The organism is Brassicibacter thermophilus, from assembly GCF_055378355.1.
This window is the reverse complement of record NZ_AP042446.1, coordinates 2,622,256-2,641,990: the sequence shown is the minus strand read 5'-3', so window position 1 is coordinate 2,641,990 and position 19,735 is coordinate 2,622,256. Positions and strand designations below refer to the sequence as shown.

The window sequence follows — 19,735 nt, the reverse complement described above, 5'->3', positions numbered from 1 at the left end:
AGAGTTTTACTCCAGTGCATTTTTTAAATTGAAAAAAAGAAACAAAAAATGTATAATATACCTTGATAAATTAAAGAATGGAGAATGCAAAATGCCAAAAGTAAAACAAAAAAATATCATATTTACCTTACTAACAATACTCCTAGTATACCCTCCATACTTAAGAGGGTTGTTTTTCGACAAAGAATTGCTTCCAACCCAGGTATTTGCCTTTGCAGTAACTGCTATATGGCTTATATCTAGGTATAAAGACAAAGACTATAAGCTTGTAAAAACACCAGTGGATATGCTAGCATTAGGAGTAGTATTTATGTACCTTATTTCTACTATATATGGAGTAAATACTAGACTAGCACTGGGAGAATTTTTAAAATACGCAAACTACTTTGCTATATTCATACTAGCAAGAGATATAGTGAATGATGATAATAAACGAAAATGGCTGCTAACCATATTACTACTAAGCGGAGCAGGAGTAGCTATAGTAGGTATAGGTTCAGCCATAGGTACTTGGGACTATAATGGTGCATATGTAGGCTACAGACTAAGTTCAACATTTCAATATCCAAATACATTAGCCTCTTACTTAGGAGCAATGTTTATACTATCCATAGGACTAACATCTTGGGTAGAAAACAAAAAACTAAAATGTCTATACGGAGCATTATCAGGAATATACATATTTGCATTTATACTTACATATTCAAGGGGCATGTGGATATTACTTCCCTTTATGCTGCTAATATTTATCATATTTGTACCAAATAAACGAAAGCTAGAGATTATACTCTATATTATAGCAGCAGTAATATCAGCAGTACCACTATCATTTTTATTTGCTAACAGGTTACAAAACTCACAAGACAAACTGTGGATAATATTTATATCTGCAGCAGTACTATCGACGGTATTGACATTATTAGTTTCAATTATAGAAGAAAAACTAAGAAAAGTCACTATAAAGAAGTTATTAATTTCATTTGGAGTAGTTGTCATCATACTTGCAGTAGCAATAACCTACATGGTAAATGCTACTACCACACTTACTTTATCTAATAATGGTGATAAAGACAAGTGGTCAACCGTATATAGGAGTGTAGGGGATATACTACCTAATGAAGAGTATCAACTGACAGTAAAATACGATGCAGAAATAAATGATGAAAAGCCTTATGCAGGAAGAGTGAGAATATATAGCGTAGATGAACAAGATAATAATACTAAGATAGAATTTGTAAATATAGAAGACACATCTAAAAAAGAGATAACAATACCATTTACTACATTAGATAACACAGAAGGATTAAGGATATATTTTGATAATTACTACACAAACACTTCTATAACATATAATGAAGCTGTAGTAACTAAAGAAGATAATGTAGTAAAAGACATACCATTAAAATACAAATACATACCAGAAAGAATAGTACAGAGATTTGACAATATAAGTTTAAAAGAAAATAGTGCTTCGGGAAGATTAGCTTTTTACCGAGATGGATTTAAAATAGTAAAAGATTATCCTATTTTCGGCACAGGTGGTGGAGGCTGGGTAACATTATACCAAATATACCAGTCATATAACTATCCAACTACTCAAGCACATAACCATTTTCTGCAGCTGTGGATAGAGGTAGGGACTATAGGGTTATTACTTTATGTAGGTTTCTTAGTATTATTAACTATTTATCTTATAAAGAAATATATGAGTGATAGTTCTGATTACAATAGACTACTTTTAGCTACAATATTTATGGCAGCAGCATCTATACTATCACATGCATTTATGGACTTTGACTTATCATTGTCAGGACTTACATATATACTATGGGCATTGCTAGGTATAGCATATGGAACTGTAGAGTATGACAAAATATTTACAAAAAATGAAGAAAAAACTGTAAAACGAAAAAAATATACTAGTAGTAAGGTTAATGTTATACCACTAATATCTACAATAGCATTGATAGCGTTAATGATAATTTCTAGCAAATTAGCATATGGTTTATACAAGGGACAAGCTTATGCAGAAAAAGCTATAGAAGCAAATAGTAATGGCAATACAGACGAAGCTATGATGTATTTTGAAAAGGCAGTAGAAGCTAATCCATATGAAATGAACTATAAAGTAGACCTAACTAAATTTTACAGGCTAAAATATACTAACACTAAGGATAACCAATACCTCATAAAGCATAAAAAGCTAGTAGATGACGCTATGAATATAAACCCATACAGTACAGTATATAAAGCATTGGCTTCATCTTACTACATGAGTATAGGTGAAATAGATAAATCACTAGAATTAATAAATGAAGCTGTAGAGTTAAATCCAATGAGATTAGAAAACTATGCACAAAAATGTGATGCATATCTAGCAGCATTTTACTATTATGTAAATCAAAAGAAAGATACAGAAAAAGCACAAGAAATAATTAATGAAGCATATAAAATAAAAGAACAAGTACAAAAAATAACTAAAACAGCAATAAGGCCTATGAGGTATAACGAAGATTTATTATACAAGTTAGGATATATACAATTTTACTATGAAAATATAAATAATAAGGAATATAATATACCTAAAGGATATACATTAGATTTTGCATATTACTTTGATTTAGATATGGACAACAATGGAAAAATTGATAAGTTAGCTATATGGAACCCTGAAGGTGGAAATGTACAGTATGAATTGATGAGTGAAAATGACAGCAGTTTTATAAGGATAACAAATGATGGAGAAAAATATGGTATAGTTTACCCATATGGATTGAAGCTAGAGCCAGATACAGATTACAAGGTATATTTCAAAGCAAGAGGTACTGTAAAGGATGGCACATTTAAATTCTATGTATGGGATAACAAAGCTAAAGATAGAAACCAAGGAGAGCTTAAAGGTATAAAGTTAGATAATAACTGGAATATATATGAATTGGATATACACACAGACGAAGACATAGAACCAGGAAGCCAGTACTTAAGATTCCAGCATAACGGCAATGATGAAGGATATATAGATGTTGAAGAAGTGTTGGCGTTTAGAGGAGAATAATAAAATGAGTAAAATAATTCATCTTTTCAAGAAAAAGGAAGACCTATATGAAACGTGTGTTATTTGTAAATGTAAGACAAATATAAGGAAGGACCAGCCAATAGAAGAAAGGTATGGTTATATAGAAGGTGTAGGACAACTTTGTTATAATTGTTATAAAGAAATAAAAGAAACAAAATAGCCAATAGTAATGCCTTATATTACACAAGTAGCAATAAGGAAAAGAGAAAGACTAAGTATTTTTGATGATGATTATGTGTAGAGATTCTTGGAACTGGCAAAAAAATAATCCAAATGGATATATGTAAAATTGTTAATATGTTTAATATTTGATTAATTTGTGCTTTTACCATAAAGCGAGGGATTATAAATGAATAATAGTAAAAAAAGAGATGGTATTATTTTTAAGATGTTAGAAGTAATATTATATATTGTATTTGTTGTACTAGGGTTTTATTTAGCTTTTTTAATAAGATTTGATAAGAAGCCATCACCTGTTAATATTATGCCATTTTACGATAATATACCTTATATAATAATAACTTCTGTTATAATATTTTATATATATAATATTGTTTCAACAGTAAAAAAGTCTTTGTTTGAAAATGCTATAACTATTGGTATTTCGCTATTTTTAATTGATATAATAACTGTAGCAATTGTGTTTTTTGATAGAGGATTTGCTTTCCCTCGTAGTGTTTTTTTAATAGGATTTTTTCTTCAATTTGTCCTTTTATTCATTTTAAAGATTGTTATTATAAATATAATTAAAATTAATAGAAAGAGAAAAGATATATTAATTATAGCGCCTAAAGAAGAAGCGGAATGCATAGCAAAAAAATTACTGTTGGATAAATATAATTTTGATAATATTAAATATATCTGTAGTGAAGTAAATGACTTAATTTATGGTTTTATAAATAATGTTGATAAGATATACATAGGAAATAATGTGAGTAATAAGGACAAGCTAAACATTATAAAATACTGTTCCGAGAGAAATAAAACAGTTTATATAGTACCGGGATTATTTGAAATAGCATTGGTGAATTCTAAGACTACTCAGATTAATGACATTCTTGTTTTTAAAGTTAATAGTATGGGATTATCTTTTGAGCAAGAAATTTTAAAGAGATTATTAGATATTACTGTATCTTTAATAGGATTGATTATAGTATCACCTTTATTATTAATTGTTTCGATAATTATTAAATTATATGACGGAGGACCAATATTTTATAAACAAAAAAGAGTTACTAAAGATAATAAAATATTTAATTTATATAAATTTAGAACTATGATAGTAGATGCAGAAAAGCATACTGGTCCTGTACTAGCTACAGAAAAGGACCCTAGAATAACTCCTATAGGTAGGTTTTTAAGAGCTTCTAGAATAGATGAGTTTCCTCAATTAATTAACGTATTGAAAGGAGACATGAGCATAGTTGGGCCACGTCCAGAAAGACCTTTTTTTGTTGAAAAGTTTAATGAGGAAATTGAAGAGTTTAAATATAGGATATTTGTAAAAGCAGGAGTAACTGGATTGGCTCAAATATTAGGCAAGTATTCTACAGATGCAGAAAATAAAGCTAAGTATGACTTGTTGTACATAAGAAATTATTCATTATTACTAGATATAAAAATTATCTTTAATACTATAAAAATTATGTTTATTAAAGATAGTTCAAAAGGAGTTTCCAAGGAGAAAAAATTAGAAGAGATATTTAAAGAATTAAATTTAAATACATACGAAGAACTAGGAGTTACTAAGATAGAATGAGATGATTTAAAATTCTTAGAGAGACTACCCAATTAAATTTATAGCTTAGTGTTAAAGTGGCTAATTAATGTCTTAAGAAGGTGATATATTAATTATGAATAATAAAGTAAGTGTGATAATACCCACATATAAACGAAGTGAATTTCTTCAAAGGGCTATAGACTCTGTACTAAATCAGACTTACAAAAATATTGAAATAATTGTAGTAGATGATAATGATTCCAGTTCAAAGTATAGAGCACAAACTGAAGAAAAAATGAAAAAATATAGTAACTATAGTAATATAGTATATATAAAAAATAAAAAAAATCTAGGCGGTGCACTTGCTAGAAATGAAGGTTTATTTAAAGCAAGTGGAGATTATATAACATTTCTTGATGACGATGATATTTATTTGCCAGATAAAATTAATAGTCAAATTAATTATATGATTGATAATAAATTAGATATGTCTTTTACTGATGTAAGAATTCATAATACGGATGACAAATTAGTGGATTATAGAGAACATAGTTATGTAAAAAATTTATCTAAGAAAGAACTATTAAAGCAACATATAATGCACCATTTAACACCTACAGATACATATATGTTTAAAAAAAAAGCTATCCTCAATATTGGTGGTTTTGATGATGTACAAATGGGACAAGAATTTATGTTAATGTTGAAGGCTATTGAAAGTGGTTTGAAAATTGGATATTTACCAGTTGCACATGTAATACAATATATACATAATGGAGAGAGAATATCAGTAGGTAAAAATAAACTTGATAAAGAAGTAGAACTTTATAACTATAAGAAAAAGTATTTTGATCTATTAAATTTTCGAGAGAGACTATATGTTAAATTTAGGCATTATGCTGTTATGATGGTTGTAAGTAAAAGAAGTAAAAAGACATTTATTGCAATAAAATATTTAATTAAAGCTTTTTTAGCTTCACCTATAGATTGTGTTTTAGAAACTATATATTATATAAAAAAAATAAAAAGAAATAAAAATATTAACATTAAAATTTAACAAATAAGATTTTAAATTATTGATTGATTTTTATATGTTTTGCTTTATAATAAGTGATTTAATTAAATATAATAATTAGAGTGTTTACGTTAAATTATTTTATTAAAAAATCGATATTATTTCATGAAAAACAATTTTTACAGGATGAAGGGGGCATGAAACATGAAAATCACGGTAGCAGGAGCAGGTTACGTAGGATTATCGCTTGGTGTATTGCTTGCACAAAATAATGAAGTTAAAATAATTGATATAGTTCAAGAAAAAGTAGATTTGTTGAACAACAAAAAATCCCCAATAGTAGATAAAGAAATTCAAGAATTTTTATCAACTAAGAAATTAAATCTAATAGCAACTACTGATAATTATAAAGCATATAAAAATGCAGAATTTGTTATCATAGCTACACCTACAGATTATGATTATGAAAAGAACTATTTTAATACTACGACTGTAGAAAGTGTTATATCAGCAGTACTTACTATAAATCCTAATGCTGTAATGATTATTAAATCAACTGTACCAGTAGGGTATACTGAAAAAGTAAAAAAAATGTTTGATACAGACAATATTATTTTTTCTCCAGAATTTTTAAGAGAAGGCAAAGCACTATATGACAATCTTTATCCATCCAGGATTATTGTAGGAGAACAATCAGAAAGAGCAGAGAACTTTGCTAATCTTTTAATAGAAGGAGCAATAAAAAAAGACATTCCTGTTTTATACACTAATCCAACGGAAGCAGAAGCTATAAAACTTTTTGCAAATACATACTTAGCGATGAGAGTTGCATTTTTTAATGAATTAGATACATATGCAGAAATTAAAGGACTTAATACAAAACAAATTATTGAAGGTGTATGTCTTGATCCAAGAATAGGAAATCACTACAATAATCCTTCTTTTGGATATGGTGGATATTGCTTACCAAAAGATACAAAGCAGCTTAGAGCAAATTATAAGGATGTTCCTAATAATATTATTGGAGCAATAGTTGATGCAAATAGAACAAGAAAAGATCATATAGCTGATATGATAATTAAAAAGAAACCTAAAATTGTAGGAGTATATAGGCTAACAATGAAAACTAATTCGGATAATTTTAGACAATCTGCTGTTCAAGGCGTAATGAAAAGAATAAAAGATAAAGGAATAGAAGTAGTAGTATATGAGCCGGTATTAGAGGAAGATAGATTTTTTAATTCTAAAGTAATAAATGATTTAGATAAATTTAAGAAAATCTCTGATATAATTCTTGCTAATAGAATGTGTAAAGAGTTAAAGGATGTTGAAGATAAGGTTTATACAAGAGATTTGTATGGAAGAGATTAATAAAGAGTATGTAAATATATAATTAAATAAAGGAAGGTTAACATGAAGAGAATTTATGTTGCGACAAGAGCAAGAGGGTTTTTACTAAATTTGTTTAAGTGCAAATTTAGCGATATAGAATTTATTTATAATACAAATGCTATTTATGAAGTAAATTCTAAAAGTAGAAAAGTAATTTTCAGATTAGTAAGTTCTCGTTTAGCGGATTATTTGGGAGTAATCCAAAGAATTAAGGTTAAAAATGTACCTGGAGATATTATTTTTAGCTACAACAGATTTGTATGTGCCGATAAGAAATATGTAATCCTTTTAGAGAACCCATTAGCTTTAGTTCATTATTCTACTTATAGAAATAATACTTATTTAAGTAGAATTAAATTAAAGAAATATTTTAGTGACCCTAATTTAAAATCGATTATTTGTATATCAAAGGCATGCTATGATACTGTTAAGAGTTTTTATTCTATACCTGATAGAATTAAAATTGATCAAATATATCCATTTGTTCAAGCTAATTCACTGACAAGCAAGGAAAGTATTAGAAACAAATGCAGAAAAAGTGATATTCAATGCTTATATATTTCTTCAAATTTTAATTTAAAGGGTGGAAAAGATATTTTAATGGCTTTTAATAAATTTAAAGCTTTAGGTATTAATAACATAAAACTTACAATTATTACACAAATAAAATCTATTGATAAAAACACTAGAAAAATTATAGAAGAAAATAAAAATATTAATTTGTTTGACTTTAAGTTTAGTAAAGAAGAATTAGATAAGTTTTATAATGACTCTTGTATATATTTAAATCCAACTAGACAAGACAGTTTTTCTTTAGTTACTTTAGAAGCTATGAAATCAGGAAATGCAGTCTTAACAACAGATTTGTATGCTATACCTGAAATGATAATAAATAATTTTAATGGGTATTTAGTAAATCCTAAATTTAGATTTTTTAATTATGATAATATGCCAAATACTGTAGTATGGAATAATAGGAGAAATACTATTTATTCGGATTATATCGATAAAAAAATAGTGAATTTTTTGATTGAAAAGATACTGTATTTAAATGAAAATAGAGATGAATTAGAAAGACTGGCATTAAATTCTTTTGAAAGGTCTAGAATTGGAGAATTTAGTGAAGAATTCATAAAAGAAAAATGGAGTAAGCTTTTTTCTGAAATATAATATTGAAATCTCGAAAGACAAAAATTTTTTAAAGGCCTTGATTTTGTCTTTTTAAAAAAGGATGTAGCTATTAATTATTAATATTTAGGAAGTGAAAAAAATGAGAGTTTGTCATGTTTGTTCAAATTATGATCGATTTTTTGTTAACTTAATGGAGGAACAAATATCTAGAGGAATAGAGTTGAGAGTTTTCTATTTTCGGGCAAAAGAAAGAGGGTGGCCAGATGTTAAATCCTCATATGTAGATGTTAGACTTAACTATAGAAATTGGCATCGACCTTTTTTTCATTTAAAAGAAAAATTTGTATTAGAAGATTTCTTTAAACTTTATAAAAATAAAAAATTCGATATTGTTCATGCTCATACTTTGTTTTCAAATGGTTATGTTGCATTACAGATTAAAAAAAGGTTGGGTATACCATATATTGTAGCTGTTAGAGATGTTGATGTTAACGTGTTTCTAAAATATCGAATAACTTTACGCAACTTAGGAATGGAAATTTTAAAGCAAGCGGAAAAAGTTGTATTTTTATCTCCTGAATATAGAAATTTCGTTTTGTCAAAATATGTCTCTAAAGATTTAAGAAGAAGGTTATTAGAAAAAAGTGTTATTATACCCAATGGAGTAGAAAACTTTTTTTTAGAAAATAAAAAAATAAGACATAATTTACATATGGACAAACCTATACAGATTATTACAGTAGGTTATGTATGTAAAAGAAAAAATCAGTTAACTGTAGCGAAAGCAATAGATAAACTTAATAAATCTGGGATAAAAGCTAATTATACCGTTATTGGTAAAGTATTAGATAATGGTGTATTCAATAAGTTGAAAAAATATTCATTTGTAAGTTATATTCCTTTTTCACCTAAAGAAAAACTAATTGAGTATTATCGACAATCCGATATTTACGTTATGCCATCTTTAACAGAAACTTTCGGAATTACTTATGCTGAAGCAATGACTCAAGGGCTTCCTGTTATTTACTCAAAAGGGCAAGGATTTGATGGCCAGTTTAAGGATGGGGAGGTTGGTTATTCAGTTAAAAGTTTAGATATAGAAGATATTAATAATAAAATTATTAAAATTATTGATAACTATCAAATGTTAACGAGAAATTGTATAAAGTTATGTGACAAATTCAACTGGATAAAAATTACTGATGAATATTTAAAGATATATTATAGTATTTATAACAATAGATAAGATAAAACAGAGTATATTATTAAATATAAGTACTAATTCTATAAATGTTAGAAAAAAGTTTAATGATTATGTAAATAATTTTGATATGTGATATAAACCTAAAGTGTAAGATATTATATAATATTTAATTAAAGAGAGAATTTATTATATGTTTTAATTTTATGATTTTTAATTTTGAAGTATATTAAAAGATTAAATATCTAATTTATTAATTATAAAGTTAAAAAACATTAATAATATATATTACTATAGAAAACATATATTTGTTAAAAAATTAATTAACCGTTATTAAAATTCAGATGTATTTGTAATGCTTTCAAAATATGAAACATTTGAGTTAGTATATGCAGAGGCAATGTCGCAAGGATTACCAGAGATTTATACAAAATGGCAAGACTTTAATGAGCAATTTAACGAAGGAGAAGTTGGTTATTCAGTTCAGTATGATTCTAGTGAAGAAATTGTCGAGAGGGTTAAGGATATTTTGAAAAATTATGAGGATATTTCGAATAATTGTTTAAATATGGTTGATAAGTTTGATTGGGATAAGATAGGGAAGGTATATTGTAACATATACGATAAAAATATTATGAAACTAGATAAGAAATTAAAATATTTCATAAAAGAATAATTATTAACTTTAACTAATAAGATAAAGCTAATTAAATACAATGTGAGGATGAAAAAAATGATAGCAGTAAAAAAATTAAGACAAGAATTTAATCAAGACAAATGGATAAGCTTAGCTATAATGTCTTCTTTTATTATATTAATAGTACAATATTTTGCTTTATACTATTTTAATATAGATGGGACAAACATTGGTAAAATTGTGCAATTAGGATCTAAAGTTATTGTAGGACTATTTTTTATTTATTCTTTTCCAATTGTTTTTAAAAGAAATGGTTTATTAATGATATTAGTGTATTCTATTTCTATATCAATTTTTTCTATAAATTATCTTTTTTATCCACAGAATATAGTATATTTAAATGATGTTTTATTTAACTTTTTTTTTATAAGTTTACCTTGCTTTATATATAGTTTTAGTATTGATGATACAAAAATACTTAAAAATATTATGTTAATGTGTAGTTTGATAGTTTTTATTATAGGTGCAATTATTGGATTCTTGGTTTTTATTAATAAAATATCTTTAGGTTTATATAGTATGTCAATGTCATATTACATGCTTTTTCCTACTATTATGAATATAAATAAGTTTTTTGAGAATTTTTCAATTAACTCTTTAGTATTAGCTGTAATTTCTATGTTTATAATACTTTCAATAGGTTCTAGAGGACCAATAATGTGTATTATAGTATACGTAATGTTATATTTTATAATTAATATGAAAAGACAAAATATAAAAAAAATATTATTTAATATAATTATTCTAACGTTAATATTTATTGGATTAATTTATTTAAAAGAAATACTTACATTATTAAATAATATATTAAATAATTTTGGAATATATAGTAGAAGTATTACATTGTTTTTGAAAGATGAGATACATCTTAGTGGAAGAGATAAAATCTACAGTAATATATTGTACCAAATTAAAGCAAGACCTATTTGTGGAATAGGATTAGCAGGAGATAGAGTATATTCTGGTGGTTCTTATTCACACAATATTCTATTAGAAATTATTTCTGGATTTGGGGTTATAATGGGCACATGTATTATTATAGTTTTGGTAATTATTATTATTAAATCATTATTTTCAAAAGACATAAAAAAATCAAACTTAATGTTGATATGGTTTTGTATAGGGGTTGTACCACTAATGGTGAGTGGATCTTATTTGACAGATTTTCAGTTTTGGATATATATGGGACTAAGTATAAGATTTATTAAAGAAAGAGGTGCAGTTTTTATTAGGAATAAAGGTATAAGAATGCATAATACATAAATTAATATGGTTTGTGAAAGATGCGAATAATATGAGAATTGTTTCAAAAATGTACAATTTTTTTGTTAGGAAATTTCAATATTATATATTAATAATATTTAATAACATTATTAAAAAATCAAAAAATAGAATTTTTGTGTTTGAAAAGAGATATAGAAAATGTATGGGCACTTACTGATTATTTGTCTTCTATTGATGAATATGCAAGCTATAAAACTTATTATTATTTTAAAGCAAATATTCCACCTAGAAAAAATGTTATTTTAATTTGTAATGGATTATATGTTCTTTGGAATCAATTAAGAGATAACTATATTTTTTATTACTACAGAGATATTAAAGTGTTTAAGCCTGTAAGGAATCAAATAATTGTTGATACTATGCATGGATCACCACTCAAAAATATAGGATATTTAGCAAGTAATTTTAGGCTTAAAAAACTGTGGAAGTTTCAAAATTTTTTTAGTTATATTTTGTGTGTTTCTGATTTTTTAAAAATATTATAAAAAAAGTTTTGGAGCTGACGAAAAACAATGTATAATATTAGGATATCCTAGAAATGATATTATTTTTTCAAGGGAAGAAGTTTTATATAAATTAAGTATACATAAGGAATACTTCCATAAGATTGTATTATGGTTACCTACTTGGAGAGCTCATTTAAATAATGGGAAAAATAGTGAATCTGATATACATTTCCCAATTTTAACTTTTGACAATATAAAATATTTTAATGATTATCTTTATAATTCTAATATTCTATTGATCATTAAGCCTCATCCTAATCAAATGGATTTAGCAATTTTGTGTTAAAATTATAGTAATATTAAAATTTTTAAAAATGAAGATTTGGAAGAGAAAAATGTTAACTTATATCAAATTTTTAGTGAATTAGATGCTCTTTTGACAGATTATTCTTCTGTGTATTTTGATTTTTTATTAACCAAAAAACCTATTGGGTTTACAGTAGATGATATAGATAGTTATGGAGACAAACGAGAATTTGTAGTAGATTACCCATATAAAATCATGCTAGGAGAAAAAATTACGAATATTGATGGATTAATTAGTTTTTTTAATGATTTAAAGGAAGGTAAAAATAATTTTTATAATGAAAGAAAAACTGTAAATTATATTGCAAATAAATATAAAGATGGTAATAGTGCAAAAAGAATTATCGAATATTTAGGTATATAATTTTGACAATTAGTTACAATATTTTATGGTTTAGGGAATGAAATGATGAAAAAAGTGATAACATATGGTATTTTTAACCTATTACATTATGGTCATATAAATATTTTAAGGCGGGCTAAGTAACTTGATGATTATTTAATAGTAGCTTTATCTACAGATGAATTTAACAAAATAAAAGGTAAAACATGTTATTTTTCATAAGTTAATTGAGTTTATATGTTATGTAGATTTAGTTATACCTGAAAAAATTGGGGAACAAAAAATTAGTGATATTAATGAATTTAAAATAGATATTTTTGTAATGGGAGATGATTGGAAAGGTAAGTTTGATTTTTTAAAAGCTTATTGTGAAGTTGTATATTTACCAAGAACTTCAGAAATATCTACTACTAAAATAAAACAAATTTAAGATTAAAGGAAATTGCATTTACTAAAGATTTAAGATAACTAAGAATTATATATATACATATTGTTAAGTTATGTATAATTAATATTACAATGAGGTAAATCAAATGAAAAAAACAGCAATAATGATAATGATAATAACAATAATTTCAAAACTACTTGGTTTTGCTAGAGAAATGACTCTAGCATATTTTTACGGAGCTTCAAATATAAGTGACGCTTACATTATATCATTAACTGTTCCTTCAGTTATATTTGGACTTATAGGTACAGGTATTTCTACAGGATATATACCTATGTATAGTAATATAATACAAGAGCATGGAGAAAAAGAAGGTAACAAATATACTAGTAATCTTGTAAATATACTAATAGTTCTGTGTACAATAATTATTATTCTAGGATTAATATTCACAGGTCAAATAGTAAAGCTTTTTGCTTCAGGATTTGAGGGAGAAACTTTATCATTAGCTATACGATTTACAAGAGTAAGTTTATTAGGTATATATTTTACAGGTATCATATATATATTTAAGGGGTTTTTACAAATAAAAGGAAATTATGCTATACCTGCATTGATAGGATTTCCTCTTAATTTCTTTATAATATTATCCATAGCTTTAAGTTCAAAAACAAATATATTGGTTCTTTCAATAGGAACTGTTATAGCTACTGCTTCTCAGCTTGCACTATTGATACCTTTTATAAGAAAAAAAGGATATAGACATAAATTAGTATTCGATATAAAAGATAAACATATAAAAAGAATGGCACATATTGCTTTACCGGTAATAATAGGAACAGCAGTTAATGATATCAATGTTTTAGTAGATAGGACTATAGCTTCTCAAATATCCGTAGGTGGTATATCTGCTCTTAACTATGCTAATAGACTCAATGGATTTGTACAAGGTATATTTGTAATGTCTATTGCTACAGTTTTATATCCTACAATATCTAAAATGGCTGCAGAAAATAATATGAATGGACTTAAAAAATCAGTTGCAGAATCTATCAGTAGTATAAATATATTAGTTATACCAGCTACTGTAGGCTCAATGATTTTTGCAGAACCGATCATTAGGTTATTATTTGGCAGAGGTGCTTTTGATGTACAGGCTATATCGATGACATCTTATGCCTTGTTCTTTTATTCTATAGGAATGATTGGTTTTGGACTTAGAGAGATTTTATCAAGGGCATTTTATTCTATGCAAGACACAAAAACTCCTATGATAAATGCTGCTATAGCTGTAGTAATTAATATTATCTTAAATATCGTATTATCAAGATACTTGGGCATAGGTGGACTTGCATTAGCTACAAGTATATCGGCTATACTCTGTACCGTATTATTGTTTATAAGTTTGAGAAAAAAGATAGGACCGTTTGGATTAAAAAATGTAGCTATTTCATTTATTAAAATAGCGTGTGCTTCTATAATCATGGGAATTATAGCTAGATTATCATATAGTACTTTGTTAAATAGAATAAGTGCTAATTTATCACTTATTATTGCTATAGGAATAGGTGCACTAGTGTATTTTGTTATAATTAATTTTATGAAGATAGAAGAAGTAGATAGCATGATGAGGGCGATTAAGATGAGATTGAAAAGAATTTAAGGAGAATCAAAAAAACAGGTATAATACTTTTTAAAAGTATTATACCTGTTTTTTTCGTTAATAAATCCTTAATCACCTATTAACTTCAGGATTATCAGCTCTACCCAAAAGATAATCCACAGACACACCAAAATAGTCTGCTAAATTAATATCACTTATAGCATTATCAGAAAGTCCTACAAGAGCAAAAATTTCTTTAGAAAACATAGAAAAACTTCCTAACGTTGCAAAATAAACAATATAAAATATAGGTAATTTTAATCAGTTAAATCACGAAATAAGTCAGAATCAAAAAAATCTTTTAATTCAATTCCTAATAATACAGTTTAATATAAAAACAGAGTTTTGTAATTAAATTAATAATGAAAAATTTAAATGATTATTTAAAGTGAAAAGGTGTAGATGAATTAAAAAAACAGAAAGGGGGAGGGAATATGTTTTATAGGTAAACATTAAAAAAGAAATAACAGAAAATATTCTAAAAAATGAACAAACTTCTAAATCACCTATTAATCTTAGGATTATCAGTTCTACCTACTAAAAAATCAATAGAAACTTCAAAATAGTCTGCTAAAGCAACAATTTTTTCTATAGGTGTCGTTCTCCTACCTCTTTCAATGTCACCAATAGCACTGCTTCCTGAAAAGCCTACAATTTTTGCAAGTTCAGCTTGACTAAGATTATGGGATTTTCGAAGCATTTTTACACGTTCAGAAAAAATTTTTTTAGAAAACATAATAAAACCCCTTGACTTAACGCACAATGCGTTATTTTATATAGTTAAAGAACGCATAACGCGTATAATATTGAGTAAAAGGTGGTGATAAACAAACTCTAACACATTAAAATTAAAAACTTACATAGCTGTTTCAAAGGTTTTGAAACAGCAAAAACCATCAGCTACAATTACTTAGCAAGTTATCATAAAGTTTGCACCACTAAACTTTATGATAACATTTTACCAAATTTCATTTGTTATTACAACAATATTATAGCTATTTGCGGAATGCAAATCAAGGTAAAAAAAGACAAAGGAGGGATGACATGATTGTAACACTGCGTATTGATGAACGATTAATCCATGGGCAGGTTATCGCTACATGGCTAAAAATGCTAAAAATTACTCACATTGTTGTTGCAAATGATACTGCTGCAAAGGATGAGATGTTACAAAAGACATTAAAAATGGTAATACCTGCAGAACAAAAATGTTTAATAAAAGGTATAGAAGATTCGATTAGGGTTTTAAATGATCCTCGATGTAAAAATATGCGTATATTCTTAGTAACTTCAAATCCGAAAGATGCACTTATTCTAGTTAAACGTGTACAAGGGATTCGAGAGGTTAATTTAGCAAATTACGGAAGCATTACAAAAGCTGATGTTAAGGACAAGCTTACTGTATCGAATATGGTTTATCTTGATGATGAAGATATAAAAGTAACTAATAATCTTATTAAAACTGGTATTCCACTATTTACTCAAAAAACTCCATCAGATCCAAAAAAGAGACTTTCGCTTTTATCGTAAATAAAACTTTAATGGGGAGGGTTTATATTGGTAACTAAAGCTTTACTTGTTGCTATTGTTTATTGGGTATTTTTACTACTTCATAGATTTGGTGCAAACAGTATGGCTGAGCGACCTATAGTGATAGGTTCGGCAATAGGCATTATATTAGGTAATCCAGTATTAGGTGCTTTAATTGGAGCTCAGCTAGAAGTAATTTATTTAGGGATTGTATCAGTTGGAGGTGCCCAAGCTACAGATCCAATGTATGCAACTGCTATGGCCGTTGCATTATCTGTTATGACGGGGATACCTCAAGAAGCAGCTATTGCTCTAGCAATACCTTTGGGCTTTATAGGTTTGTTTATTCTTCAGGTTACAAGGTTATTTTTTGCATTTATGTGTCCAATTTTGGACAAGTTTGCTGAAACTGATAACCGAAAAGCTTACTGTGCTACATTTATAGGACATATCATGGTAGGATATTCATTTGCACCTATAACTATATTTATAGCACTTACCGCTGGAGCTGAGGCCACACAGGCATTTGTTGATTCATTGCCTCCTTTTATCATGAAGGGTATGCAAACAGCTGGAGGAATGCTGCCAGCTCTCGGATTGGGTATCTTATTAAGCATGATCTGGGATAATAAAAAAGCAATATACTTTTTCTTAGGGTTTGCAATGGTAGTATATTTGAAAATACCTATGATTGGTTTAGCTATTATTGGTATTTTTCTAATGCTTACAGATCTATATAATAATCAAAAGTTTCAAGCTTTAAAGCAAAAAGGAGTTCTTGCGGGAAATTCAGAATTAAAGGATGATGAGGAGGTTTTCTTTAATGAGTAAGAATAAAAACAAGTCTAACAGTATTCTTAGACAAATATTTTTACGAAGCTGGGTAGTAGGTGCGGCTTATAACAATGTTAGAGGTCAGGGTCACGGATTACTTTACACGTTATATCCTTTAATTGACAAATTATATCCCAATCCTGAACAAAAAAAGAAAAAAATCGAAGCTTTGAAAAGACATACTGTTTTTTATAATATTACACCACAAGTGAATACAGTTGGAATTGGTATTTTTGCAGCTATGGAAGAAGAATGTGCTAGAGGTGACAACTTTAATCCTGCTTCTATTAATGCTATGAAAGCTGCACTTATGGGACCAATGAGTGGTATTGGCGATGCAATGTTTCAAGTTACTATCAGGGTTATTGCTGCTAGTATTGGGTTAAGTTTTGCAATGAATGGTTCATGGGTTGGCGGTTTAGTATTTTTCGCTATTTTTAATGCATTTAACTATGCTATTCGTAAATATTTATTGTATAAATCATATAACATGGGAGAACGTCTAGTAAACAATGCTGCTGAAAGTGGATTTTTACAACTGCTTACAGATGCAGCTACAATAATTGGATTGTTTATGGTAGGGGCAATGACTGCATCAACTGTTAAATTTCAATTTGGGCTATCATGGATGACAGCTGGTGCTGAAGTTACGCTTCAAAGTTTTTTTGATGCAATTATGCCTCAATTTTTACCTCTTTGTCTCACTTTGATAATGATGTTAGCCATACGAAAAAAAATAAATGGCAATATTTTAATGCTAGGTATAATAGCATTTTCTATACTCGGTGCAGGTATAGGATTGTTCTAAAAAGATTATGAGGAGGTATTTATCAATGTTAGTATCAATGGCAGAGATATTAAATGATGCTAAAAAGAAGGGCTATGGGGTAACTGCTCCTAATGTACAAAGTGAAGATACAGTAAGGGCTGTTATTGCTGTAGCAGAGGAGTTGAAAGCTCCTATGATAATTGATGTTAACGAGTTTATTCATCCAGATTTGCCATGGTTTGGTCATATGATTATAGACCTTGTCAAGTCATCACCTATTCCTTTTGCTATCAATTTAGATCATGGCAAACAATTTGAACATATTTTGCGGGGTATTCGTTCAGGATTTACTTCTGTTATGGTGGATTGTTCTAGTGAGCCTTATGAGGTTAATGTAAGAGAAACAAAAGAAGTAGTACGTATATGTAAGCCTTTGGGAATAAGTGTAGAAGCTGAACTAGGACATGTTGGGCAAGGAAATAACTATGATGTAGACGGAACTAACAATCTTACGGATCCAAATGAAGCAGCCAGATTTATTGAGGAAACTGGTGTTGACTGTCTTGCAGTTGCAGTTGGTACAGCACACGGCAGATATAAAGGGAAGCCATATATTGACTTTGACAGACTAGCTAAGATTGTTGACAAATGTGGGGATACTCCACTTGTACTTCACGGTGGAAGTGGTACAGGGGATGACAATCTTGCAAAGGCCGTTCGTATGGGTGTGCAGAAAGTAAACCTTGCTACAGATCTTATTCAATCTGGCAGAGAAGCATTGGAGGAAGCTTTTAAAGATCCTAATTATGACAAGTGGAAAATTATACCTACTTTTATAAAAGGTTATAAGGAAAGACTTGCTCATTATGTTATGCTTTTTGGCCAAAACAATAGAGCTTAAAGATTAATTTTTTATAAGGAGGAAATATGACTAAATATATCATTGCTACACATGGAAATTTAGCAGAAGGTTTTAAGAGTAGTCTTAAAGTATTAATGGGAAAAGACATAAGTGATAAAATCATTACTATTAATGGTTTTACTGAAGATAAAAACCCTAAAGAAACAATAAAAAACTTTATAGCAACTGCAGATGATAATGACAAACTGATTATTTTTACTGATTGGTTTAATGGAAGTATCAATCAATCTTGTATTACTCAGATGTCAAAAAACGGCGTATATGTTATAACAGGTATAAACCTACCTATTATATGTGAGGTGATTACAAGTGCTGAAGTTAGTGGTATAGATATTGACGAAGATTTTTTACGAAATGTCATATCTAATGCGAGAAATGAGTTAATATATGTAAATGACAAATATGAAACAAGGGATGATGTTAATTTAACAGACGAATCAAATTTTTTCTAATTTATTAATCGTAAGGAGGTAAACAATGATGGATAAAACAAGATTTCAAGATGCTTGTGGTAAAGTAGGTAAATTTGTAGCAGCAAGGATTTTACCAGGAAGTGATTTAATTGAAGGGATAGAAGAAATTTGTAAAAAGAATAATATCAAATATGCTTATGTATCATGTTTTGGTAGTTTAGAAAAGGCTGGTTATATGTATCTGATTCCAAATCCACAAACAAAGATGGGGGCAGGTTATGGAGATGTAAAAAAATGCGATGGACCAGTGGAATTTTTAAATGGAACAGGAGTTGTATGCCAAAATGAGGGAAATTATGATATTCATTTTCACGCAGTATTATGTAATCAAGAGGGTGAGGTTTTCGGAGGTCATATTGTAAAAGGGCAAAATCCTTCATTAACTACTGTAGATATTGTAATTTTGGAGGCAGAAGGAATTAAAATGCTGAGAAAAAACGATGAGGAAACTGAATTAACCCAGTTTTATCCTGTTGCTGAATAAA

General features: G+C 27.8%; 20 protein-coding genes and 2 pseudogenes. 20 read left to right on the top strand and 2 right to left on the bottom strand.

Going from position 1 to position 19,735, the window contains the following annotated elements; genetic code table 11:
- Positions 1 to 91: 91 nt before the first annotated feature.
- From ACZ41D_RS12665 to murJ, 14 genes and pseudogenes are all read left to right on the top strand, one after another.
- Complete coding sequence (locus ACZ41D_RS12665) at positions 92 to 3,055, top strand: O-antigen ligase family protein (RefSeq protein ID WP_464151776.1); 2,964 nt, start codon at positions 92 to 94, stop codon at positions 3,053 to 3,055.
- A gap of 4 nt (positions 3,056 to 3,059) precedes the next feature.
- Positions 3,060 to 3,236, top strand: coding sequence for a hypothetical protein (locus ACZ41D_RS12660; RefSeq protein ID WP_464151775.1), 177 nt, complete (start codon positions 3,060 to 3,062; stop codon positions 3,234 to 3,236).
- Positions 3,237 to 3,425: 189 nt separating this feature from the next.
- Positions 3,426 to 4,835 (top strand): sugar transferase, encoded by a 1,410-nt coding sequence (locus tag ACZ41D_RS12655; protein ID WP_464151774.1) that lies wholly within the window; start codon positions 3,426 to 3,428, stop codon positions 4,833 to 4,835.
- A 94-nt stretch (positions 4,836 to 4,929) separates the two neighbouring features.
- On the top strand, positions 4,930 to 5,853 hold the full coding sequence (locus ACZ41D_RS12650; RefSeq protein ID WP_464151773.1) for a glycosyltransferase family 2 protein: 924 nt from the start codon (positions 4,930 to 4,932) through the stop codon (positions 5,851 to 5,853).
- 162 nt (positions 5,854 to 6,015) lie between these two features.
- Positions 6,016 to 7,182, top strand: coding sequence for a nucleotide sugar dehydrogenase (locus ACZ41D_RS12645; protein ID WP_464151772.1), 1,167 nt, complete (start codon positions 6,016 to 6,018; stop codon positions 7,180 to 7,182).
- Between the two features lie 42 nt (positions 7,183 to 7,224).
- On the top strand, positions 7,225 to 8,373 hold the full coding sequence (locus tag ACZ41D_RS12640) for a glycosyltransferase family 4 protein (protein WP_464151771.1): 1,149 nt from the start codon (positions 7,225 to 7,227) through the stop codon (positions 8,371 to 8,373).
- Between the two features lie 100 nt (positions 8,374 to 8,473).
- Positions 8,474 to 9,580: a glycosyltransferase family 4 protein gene (locus ACZ41D_RS12635; protein ID WP_464153147.1), complete on the top strand. Its 1,107-nt coding sequence runs from the start codon at positions 8,474 to 8,476 to the stop codon at positions 9,578 to 9,580.
- A gap of 304 nt (positions 9,581 to 9,884) precedes the next feature.
- Positions 9,885 to 10,211 (top strand): annotated as a pseudogene (locus ACZ41D_RS12630) (glycosyltransferase); the annotation flags it as partial.
- 57 nt (positions 10,212 to 10,268) lie between these two features.
- The gene (locus ACZ41D_RS12625; protein ID WP_464151770.1) at positions 10,269 to 11,495 is read left to right on the top strand and encodes an O-antigen ligase family protein; all 1,227 of its coding nucleotides are present in this window, start codon (positions 10,269 to 10,271) and stop codon (positions 11,493 to 11,495) included.
- Positions 11,496 to 11,635: 140 nt separating this feature from the next.
- Positions 11,636 to 12,001: a hypothetical protein gene (locus ACZ41D_RS12620; protein ID WP_464151769.1), complete on the top strand. Its 366-nt coding sequence runs from the start codon at positions 11,636 to 11,638 to the stop codon at positions 11,999 to 12,001.
- A gap of 31 nt (positions 12,002 to 12,032) precedes the next feature.
- Positions 12,033 to 12,692: pseudogene (locus tag ACZ41D_RS12615) on the top strand (CDP-glycerol glycerophosphotransferase family protein).
- A 42-nt stretch (positions 12,693 to 12,734) separates the two neighbouring features.
- Positions 12,735 to 12,815 carry an adenylyltransferase/cytidyltransferase family protein gene (locus ACZ41D_RS12610; protein WP_464153146.1) on the top strand — a complete coding sequence of 27 codons (81 nt, stop codon included), beginning with the start codon at positions 12,735 to 12,737 and terminating at the stop codon, positions 12,813 to 12,815.
- 67 nt (positions 12,816 to 12,882) lie between these two features.
- On the top strand, positions 12,883 to 13,101 hold the full coding sequence (locus ACZ41D_RS12605) for a nucleotidyl transferase family protein (RefSeq protein ID WP_464153145.1): 219 nt from the start codon (positions 12,883 to 12,885) through the stop codon (positions 13,099 to 13,101).
- A gap of 103 nt (positions 13,102 to 13,204) precedes the next feature.
- Positions 13,205 to 14,722, top strand: coding sequence for a murein biosynthesis integral membrane protein MurJ (murJ, locus tag ACZ41D_RS12600; RefSeq protein WP_464151768.1), 1,518 nt, complete (start codon positions 13,205 to 13,207; stop codon positions 14,720 to 14,722).
- A gap of 72 nt (positions 14,723 to 14,794) precedes the next feature.
- Here murJ and ACZ41D_RS12595 read toward each other — a convergent pair whose 3' ends face one another.
- Positions 14,795 to 14,929, bottom strand: a complete 135-nt coding sequence (locus tag ACZ41D_RS12595) for a hypothetical protein (protein ID WP_464151767.1) — start codon at positions 14,927 to 14,929, stop codon at positions 14,795 to 14,797.
- 295 nt (positions 14,930 to 15,224) lie between these two features.
- On the bottom strand, positions 15,225 to 15,458 hold the full coding sequence (locus ACZ41D_RS12590; protein ID WP_464151766.1) for a helix-turn-helix domain-containing protein: 234 nt from the start codon (positions 15,456 to 15,458) through the stop codon (positions 15,225 to 15,227).
- Between the two features lie 308 nt (positions 15,459 to 15,766).
- On the opposite strand from ACZ41D_RS12590, the gene ACZ41D_RS12585 reads away from it, so the two are divergent.
- From ACZ41D_RS12585 to ACZ41D_RS12560, 6 genes are read left to right on the top strand one after another with little or no spacing between them, the layout of a single operon-like run.
- A complete protein-coding gene (locus ACZ41D_RS12585) occupies positions 15,767 to 16,252 on the top strand; it encodes a PTS sugar transporter subunit IIB (RefSeq protein ID WP_464151765.1) in 486 nt (161 codons plus the stop codon).
- 27 nt (positions 16,253 to 16,279) lie between these two features.
- Positions 16,280 to 17,083 (top strand): PTS mannose/fructose/sorbose/N-acetylgalactosamine transporter subunit IIC, encoded by an 804-nt coding sequence (locus ACZ41D_RS12580; protein WP_464151764.1) that lies wholly within the window; start codon positions 16,280 to 16,282, stop codon positions 17,081 to 17,083.
- A complete protein-coding gene (locus tag ACZ41D_RS12575; protein WP_464151763.1) occupies positions 17,076 to 17,894 on the top strand; it encodes a PTS system mannose/fructose/sorbose family transporter subunit IID in 819 nt (272 codons plus the stop codon). Before ACZ41D_RS12580 ends, ACZ41D_RS12575 begins: the two co-directional genes overlap by 8 nt.
- A 25-nt stretch (positions 17,895 to 17,919) precedes the next feature.
- On the top strand, positions 17,920 to 18,756 hold the full coding sequence (locus tag ACZ41D_RS12570; RefSeq protein ID WP_464151762.1) for a class II fructose-bisphosphate aldolase: 837 nt from the start codon (positions 17,920 to 17,922) through the stop codon (positions 18,754 to 18,756).
- Between the two features lie 26 nt (positions 18,757 to 18,782).
- Positions 18,783 to 19,229: a PTS sugar transporter subunit IIA gene (locus tag ACZ41D_RS12565; protein WP_464151761.1), complete on the top strand. Its 447-nt coding sequence runs from the start codon at positions 18,783 to 18,785 to the stop codon at positions 19,227 to 19,229.
- 25 nt (positions 19,230 to 19,254) lie between these two features.
- A complete protein-coding gene (locus ACZ41D_RS12560) occupies positions 19,255 to 19,734 on the top strand; it encodes a PPC domain-containing DNA-binding protein (protein WP_464151760.1) in 480 nt (159 codons plus the stop codon).
- Position 19,735: the final 1 nt, after the last annotated feature.